Source organism: Halomonas sp. MES3-P3E (genome assembly GCF_002836035.1).
GTDB classification, from domain to species: Bacteria; Pseudomonadota; Gammaproteobacteria; order Pseudomonadales; family Halomonadaceae; genus Vreelandella; species Vreelandella arctica.
Map to the genome: position 1 here is coordinate 1 of NZ_PJBT01000143.1, position 487 is coordinate 487.

The following is a 487-nucleotide window of genomic DNA, read 5'->3' on the forward strand; positions in this document are numbered from 1 at the left end:
TTTGATCACCGCCTCCGGCGCCTCGTCCAGGCTGGTCCACCAGCCTTCCAGCTCAACCTCCGGTTCGAGCAGCAGTTGACCATCGCGATCGGCGGTGCGCTCTACCAGGCGCATCACGCGTTGGACGACGTATTCAGTCTTGGTGTCGTCGCGGATCGAGACGGTCTGCGTCCACAGCGCCTGGCGTTTGCCAGGGCGCAGCTCTTGCCAATAGTCCGCCGCCACGGCCAGCCAGGTGTCCTGATCGGCCGTGGCCGAGCCACGCGGGTTCCATTTGACCAGGTAGTCCAGCCGGCGGCCCTCGTCGGCAAAGGCCTGCCGCTGTCGTTCGAGAAGCGCCAGGTGCGCCTGGCTGTCGAAGCCACTGTCTTCACGCAGCAGAATCGGGTGCTCGGTCAGGCCTTGGGCGCGGGGCAGCACCCGCTCCAGAAAGGCGTTGCTCCCCTTCATGGTGTGCTGCTTACCGGGACGCAGCTCCAGGCCCAGA

At 66.1% G+C, this 487-nt stretch carries 1 pseudogene; it reads right to left on the reverse strand.

Annotation, left to right across the window (positions count from 1 at the left end):
* A pseudogene (locus CXF87_RS12360) lies at positions 1 to 487 on the reverse strand (IS1380 family transposase); the annotation flags it as partial.